The organism is Sphingomonas sp. CCH5-D11 (assembly GCF_001557395.1).
Taxonomy (GTDB): domain Bacteria; phylum Pseudomonadota; class Alphaproteobacteria; order Sphingomonadales; family Sphingomonadaceae; genus Sphingomonas.
This window is the reverse complement of record NZ_LSKH01000191.1, coordinates 1-6506: the sequence shown is the minus strand read 5'-3', so window position 1 is coordinate 6506 and position 6506 is coordinate 1. Positions and strand designations below refer to the sequence as shown.

Sequence of the window (6506 nt, the reverse complement as noted above, 5' to 3'; positions counted from 1 at the left end):
ATATAGCCATAGGCCGCGTTGGGCGCGACGTCGTGACGCTCATAGGCATAGGGCGCCGTGCCGGTGGTCTTGAGCGGGCCGTCGATGCGGGGCGTCGACCTGCCGACGACCTTGGCATTGTCGAACAGGTTCGTCCCTGCTGGTGCGTTGAACTCCATGCGACTTACCCCTTGGCCTCAGCCATGACCGACGCGAGCGTACGCTCCGCCAGGTTGATCTTGAACCGGTTGTCCTCGGTCGGCTTCGCATCCGCGAAGACGCGGGCCGCGACGGCACGCGCGCCCTGCGGCATCGCCGCCTCCGCCGCCTCGACACGCCACGGCTTGTGCGCGACGCCGCCGAACGAAACCCGGCCCGTGCCGTCCTTCTGGATCACCGCGGCGACCGAGACGAGCGCGAAGGCGTAGGACGCACGGTCGCGCACCTTCTGGTAGAGGTGCGTGCCGCCGAGCGGCCGAGGCAGCGTTACCGAGGTGATGAGCTCGCCGCGCTCCAGCACATTGTCCTTTTCGGGACGGTCGCCCGGCAGCCGGTGAAAGTCGGCGATCGGGATGGCGCGGGTGCTGCCGTCGGCCTTCACCGTCTCCACGCTGGCGTCGAGGACGCGCAGCGCCTGCGCCATGTCACCGGGATAGGTGGCGATGCACTTGTCGCTGGAGCCGACCACTGCGAGCTGGCGCGAATAGCCGCCGATCGCCCCGCAGCCCGAGCCCGGCTTGCGCTTGTTGCAGGGCATGTTGGGATCATAGAAATACGGGCAGCGGGTGCGCTGGAGCAGGTTGCCGGCGGTGGTGGCCTTGTTGCGGAGCTGACCGGAGGCGCCGGCCTGGATCGCACGCGTCAGCACGCCATAATCGCGCCGGATCCGCTCATCGGCGCTGAGCGCGGTGTTGGTCACCAGCGCGCCGATCCTGAGGCCACCGGCATCCGTCTTCTCGATCCGGTCGAGGCCGAGATCCTGGACGTCGACGAGGTGCGTCGGCGTTTCGATCTCCAGCTTCATGAGGTCGAGCAGGTTGGTGCCGCCGGCCAGGAACTTGGCGCCCGGTCGCCGCGCCACGGCTGCCGCCGCCTCGGCGGGAGACTTGGCGCGCTCGTAGGTGAAGCTCTTCATGCGCGCTCTCCGGCGACTTCGGTCATCGCGTCAAGGATGTTGGAATAGGCACCGCAGCGGCAGATGTTGCCGCTCATCCGCTCGCGCATTTCGATGGGGGAGAAGCCGGGGCGGTCGAGCAGGTCGGCCTGCACGTGGCTCGGCACGCCGCGCCGGATCTCGTCCAGCACCGACACTGCCGAGCAGATCTGCCCCGGCGTGCAATAGCCGCACTGATAGCCGTCGTGCTTCACGAAGGCCGCCTGCATCGGGTGGAGCTTGTCGGGCGTGCCCAGCCCCTCCACCGTCGTTACCTTGTCGCCCTGGTGCTGCACGGCGAGGCTGAGGCAGGAGTTGATCCGCTCGCCATTGACGATAACCGTGCAGGCGCCGCACTGGCCATGGTCGCAGCCCTTCTTCGTGCCCGTCAGCTTCAGATGCTCGCGCAAGGCATCTAGCAGCGTCGTGCGCGTATCGAGCTGGAGGTTGGCGGGCTTGCCGTTCACCTCGAAGGAGACCGGCATCGCGGCCGGCGCGCGCTCCGCACGCGGGGTCTGCGCGTCAGCCGGTACCGCCGTCAGCGCGACCGCCGCCGTACTGCCGGCGAGCACGCCGCGCCGTGAAAACTCAAGATCGCCTGATTCCGGCATGGTTGTTCCCCGTTCGGGCCGCGCGACTTCGGCCGGGCGGCAAGTCTTCTGATCAAAGATAACTCACTTGCGATCAACTGGTTACCTGAAATCCATGGCATGCTCTTATGTCGGCTGTTCATGAGTTTCAAAGTGTTGCTGAGCGACCGGGCCGAACGACAGGAACGACGTGTCTGTCGACTGAGCGGCAGCGGTCGCGATCGCGCCGGCATCCTCGATCATGCTGCGCGTGATGGCGGACGGGCTGATGAACCGCCACTCGATATGCTCCGGCGGCCCGGCCGGCATCGAGCAGGCCGTGCCGAGCGCGGCCAGGAGGGCGGAAGCCGGTCGCCGGTGCACCGCCAGACCTTCATTCTCCAGCGCCGCCGTGTCGATGCCAAGCAACTGCGCGAGCCGCGCCTTGCCGGCGACATCCGCAAGGCCGTCGGCGCGTGCTTGCCGGGCGGCGCGCGCGACATCCGGATCGGCGGGCCGGCCGTCCGGGCTCAGCAAGGGTGGGCCGGAGGGATCCCAGGCCTCTGGCGGACAGGCCTTGGTGTCCGGATCCACCAGGCGCCCCGGCAGGAGCTCGGCCGGATAGATCCGGCATGTGCTGGGCCGATCCGCATAGGCGCCGCACCGCATGGTCGGCAGCAGATGCGGGCAGGGGCCGGAAAAGGTCGCCGCCAGCGTGAGATTGACGGTAACGGCCAGCCCGCCACTGACGCCGGCAAGCGCGCGCTCGCGACGGTAACGGGAGCGGGGGTCGTCCGGCTGAGCGGGCAGGGCGGGCGCCGCATCGGTCAGAAGCTCGACCTCGCCGCCGCGTTGCAGCCAGCTCTGCGCCTCACGCAGCGACAGCGGCAGCCGAAGATCGTGGCAGCACCGGCCGCATGCCGTGCACCCGAAGCGCAGCGTCATGCCGCGCGCACGTTCCGCCCGGCCGGGGCAGCGCCGGCTCCGGGCGCTTCGCCGCGGGTCATGTCGATGGAGGTGAACAAAGGAGTGATCCCGTCATCGTAGGGAATTGGTTGTCGAGGGCGCGGGTTAGCCGCTCAATCCTGCAGCGACGTTGCACTCGGTCTATCGCTCACTCGGGCTGGCGGGAAGGCCGCGATATTGCGCCTCGGTGACCGGCTCGCCCCAGGACACGTCCTGACCGGCCATATTCTCGCTGATCGCCACATGGGTCATCGCCCGATCCGGCGAGGCCCCGTGCCAGTGCCGCACGTTGGGTGCGGTCCAGACCGTATCGCCGGCGCGGATGGCGCGCATGTCTCCGCCTTCGACCTGGATGCGGCCCTCGCCATCGGTAACGACGAGGAGCTGGCCGAGCGGGTGGCTGTGCCAGTTCGATCGTGCGCCCGGACGGAACGTCACCGTGGCACCGCCGAGCCGCGCGTCTCCGCTGCTGCGGAAGGGGGATGTGACCGTGACAGTCCCGGTAAAGCGCTCGGCCGGCCCCTTCTGCGGCGATCCGCCGGGTGGAACGATCACCAGCGGTTCGGCAACAGCCTCCCGCGCGCCGTTCGTCTTCGCGAGCACGGCAATGGCCGCCATCGCCTTGGGCCAGCCCGCGTAGAAGGCGAGGTGCGTCATGGCCTCGGCGATCTCGGCGCGGGTGAGGCCGTTCTCGAGCCCTCGTGTGACGTGAAAGGCGAGCTGGTCCGCGTCCCCGTTCGCGGCGAGCGCCGCGATGGTGGCGAGGCTGCGGTCGCGAGGGGCCAGATCGGAACGTCGCCACACATCGGCGAACAAAACGTCGTTGGTCAGTTGGGCGAGCTTGGGCGCGGTCGGGGCGATGGTGTCGCTCACCCCCCGGGCGCGCGCCGGGTCGGTCGACGGCAGGCCCACTGGGGTTCCGTCGGATTGCACCGCCGATGGGTCAACGCCGCGACCGCCCATGACACGATCGACGACCTGGAGGCTGGAGACGGCATTGGGCCAGCCGGTGTACCAGGCAAGGTGCGTCACCAGACCCGCGACTTCGGAGGGTCGAACACCGTTGTCGAGCGCGCGGCCGAGATGGCCCTCGAGCTGCGCCGTCCTGCCCGTCGCAATCAGGACCGAGACGGTCACCATGCTGCGGTCGCGCGGCGAAAGCTCGGCGCGCCGCCAGACGTCGCCGAAGAGCACCCGGTCCGTGTCACCGGCAAGCGCTGGCGCCCAGCGCTTCATGGTGGCCGGCGCGACGGAGCGTGGCGGCGGTGCGGATTGGGCGAGCACGGATGTGGGCAGGGCAGCGGCCAGAAGGAGCGGCAAGAAAGATCGCATGGTTCGTCTCCTTGAGAGGCGGCCTGGCTGTTTGCGGGAACAGAAATGATGGATCAGGCCTCGGCCGTTTCCCGTTCCAGCGGGGGAGAGGGATCGCCGAGATTTTGGGCGCGGTGGCGGCTCAATCGGGCCGTCGCACCCGGTATCGCAGGTGGACCGTGCCGTGTTCCAGCGTCCGCGCCTCGATCAGGCTCAGCTGCACCATTCCCGCAAGACCGCCGGTTCCGTGCGCGACGAAGCCCTGAGTTTGCGTTCCGCCGTCGAGCGCGGGCGCGATCAGGACGCTTAGCTCGTCCACCAGCCCGGCCGCCAGAAGGCTGCCGTTGATGGTCCCGCCGCCTTCCAGCAGCAGGCGCCGGATGCCGAAGCGCTCGGCGAGTGTTTCCAGCATCGCGGCAAGATCCATGTCGTCGTCCGGCGCGACGATGTAGGACACGCCGTCCGCGCTCAGCTCCGCGAGGTGGCTGTCCGGCACGTCGTGGCCGAGCAGCACGATCACGTGATCGCCGCCGATCGCATCGCCATCGAAGTGGAGTTTGCCGGAACGGTCAATGGCGACGGCGTAGCTTTGCGCGGCGCGCGCGACATGCACCGGGCGCTCGACTCGTCCAGGGGCGACGGGTGCGTGGGGGCCGGCCTTGCTCATCTCCGCCATGGTTACGCGCCCGACCATCCAGGCGTCGCCGGCAAGATCCTCGTGAACGCGTTCGTACAATGCGGACCAATCGCGGCGCTCCCCGTCCGGGCTCATCGTGAAGCGGCTGGGATGCTGGCGACCATCGAGGGAGGACATCATGTGGCAGATGACGAGCGGCTTCATCGGGCGGGTTCCTCGCAAAGAAAATTTCGCGCAACCGGGGGCCGGCGGCGCCGGTCGCGGCAGGTGAGGGAGAAGGGGCCACCGGGAAGGGCTGGAAACGGGCGCCATCCCCTTGCGGCACCGAACGTCAGCCGGCGTATTGGGCGTCGCTGACCTGCTCCATCCAGGTGACGGCCGAGCCATTCTTCATTTCGGCGATGGCAAGGTGGCTCATCGCGCAACCGGGCGCCGCGCCATGCCAGTGCTTTTCGTCGGGCTCGAACCAGACGATGTCGCCGGGCCTGACCTCCTCGACTGGTCCGCCTTCGCGCTGCACGCGCCCGAGGCCCGAAAGGATCAGGAGCGTCTGGCCGAGCGGGTGTGTGTGCCATGCTGTCCGAGCGCCCGGCTCGAAGGTGACGGTCGCCCCGGACAGCGCCCCGCTACCCTTGAAGGGCGCGTCCACGCGAACGTTGCCGGTGAAGTAATCGGCCGGCCCCTTGTTCGAATCCTGGGCTCCGCTGCGGACGATCTGCATCTCGGAGGTTCCTTTCCTGAGGGCACCGCATGTCGGTCGCCAGGCTCCATGTAGCAGCTCATGCCCCGTCCGATTAGGCGGCGTTCGTCGCAAGCGGCTATGCCTGGTATTCATGGAACCACATCGACCAAGCCCGGGCTGAGTGATAGATCGCGCTATGCGCCGCGAAGAGCTTGTCGATCTGAACGCCTTTCTCGCCGTGGCGGAGGAGCAGAGCTTCACACGCGCCGCGGCGAGGCTTGGCACCTCGCAATCCGCCTTGAGCCACACCGTGCGCCGGCTGGAGACCCGGCTGGGTGTTCGCCTCCTGACGCGTACGACGCGGAGCGTCGCGCCGACGGAAGCTGGCGAACGGCTGATCGCGACGCTGCGCCCCGCGCTCGACATGATCGGCACCGAATTGTCGATGATCAGCGAATTGAGTGACAAGCCGTCGGGCACCGTGCGCATCACAACGTCGGACCATGCGGCACGAACGATCCTGTGGCCGGCGCTTGAGCGCTTCCTGCCGAACTATCCCGACGTGCATGTCGAATTGAGCATCGATTCCAGCCTGTCCGACATCGTCGCCGACCGGTTCGACGCGGGCGTTCGGCTCGGCGAGGCGCTGGCCAAGGACATGATCGCGGTCCGGATCGGCCCGGAACAGCGCATGGTCGTGATCGGCTCGCCGGCCTATCTGGCAAAGGCGGGCGTGCCGCGGACGCCGCAGGACCTGTCCGGGCACCAGTGCATCAACCTGCGTATGCTGAGCTCGGGCGGCATCTACGCCTGGGAACTGGAAAAGGACGGGCGCGAGCTTCGCGTGCGTGTGGAAGGCCAGCTCGCGTTCAACAACACCGACATGATCATGCGTGCAGCGATTGCCGGCTTCGGGCTCGGCTTCATCATGGAGGATCAGGCCGCGCCCGCGATCGCTGACGGCAGCCTTGTCACCGTGCTGGACGATTGGTGCCCGCCATTTGCCGGCTACCATCTGTATTACACCAGCCGCCGCCAGCCATCGGCCGCCTTCGCGTTACTGGTCGAAGCGCTGCGTCATCGAGGCTAGTCACTGTTTCACAACGGTGGGCAGCAGAGCGCTTAACATAACGGTTCTTATCGTCTTAGTTGACTGTAGGCGCTAAGTAGAAATGACACTGCTCCGCTAGATAGAAAAGGCACACAGTG

At 67.8% G+C, this 6506-nt stretch carries 7 protein-coding genes; 1 reads left to right on the top strand and 6 read right to left on the bottom strand.

Annotation, left to right across the window (positions count from 1 at the left end; all coding sequences use genetic code 11):
* Positions 1-163: 163 nt before the first annotated feature.
* The 6 genes from AX702_RS11995 to AX702_RS11970 form a co-directional block, all read right to left on the bottom strand.
* Positions 164-1114 carry an FAD binding domain-containing protein gene (locus AX702_RS11995; RefSeq protein WP_066779870.1) on the bottom strand — a complete coding sequence of 317 codons (951 nt, stop codon included), beginning with the start codon at positions 1112-1114 and terminating at the stop codon, positions 164-166.
* On the bottom strand, positions 1111-1743 hold the full coding sequence (paoA, locus tag AX702_RS11990; protein WP_066779868.1) for an aldehyde dehydrogenase iron-sulfur subunit PaoA: 633 nt from the start codon (positions 1741-1743) through the stop codon (positions 1111-1113). The genes AX702_RS11995 and paoA overlap by 4 nt, the downstream gene beginning before the upstream one ends.
* A 105-nt stretch (positions 1744-1848) precedes the next feature.
* The gene (locus tag AX702_RS11985) at positions 1849-2646 is read right to left on the bottom strand and encodes a YkgJ family cysteine cluster protein (protein ID WP_066779866.1); all 798 of its coding nucleotides are present in this window, start codon (positions 2644-2646) and stop codon (positions 1849-1851) included.
* A gap of 162 nt (positions 2647-2808) precedes the next feature.
* Positions 2809-3861 carry a (R)-mandelonitrile lyase gene (locus AX702_RS11980; protein ID WP_443026296.1) on the bottom strand — a complete coding sequence of 351 codons (1053 nt, stop codon included), beginning with the start codon at positions 3859-3861 and terminating at the stop codon, positions 2809-2811.
* Positions 3862-4120: 259 nt separating this feature from the next.
* Entirely contained in the window at positions 4121-4819 is a 699-nt protein-coding gene (locus AX702_RS11975) for a RibD family protein (protein ID WP_066779860.1), read from the bottom strand.
* 127 nt (positions 4820-4946) lie between these two features.
* Complete coding sequence (locus AX702_RS11970; protein ID WP_066779859.1) at positions 4947-5336, bottom strand: (R)-mandelonitrile lyase; 390 nt, start codon at positions 5334-5336, stop codon at positions 4947-4949.
* A gap of 157 nt (positions 5337-5493) precedes the next feature.
* Between AX702_RS11970 and AX702_RS11965 the strand changes: the two genes are divergently transcribed.
* Positions 5494-6387 carry a LysR family transcriptional regulator gene (locus AX702_RS11965; RefSeq protein ID WP_066779858.1) on the top strand — a complete coding sequence of 298 codons (894 nt, stop codon included), beginning with the start codon at positions 5494-5496 and terminating at the stop codon, positions 6385-6387.
* Positions 6388-6506 lie beyond the last annotated feature (119 nt).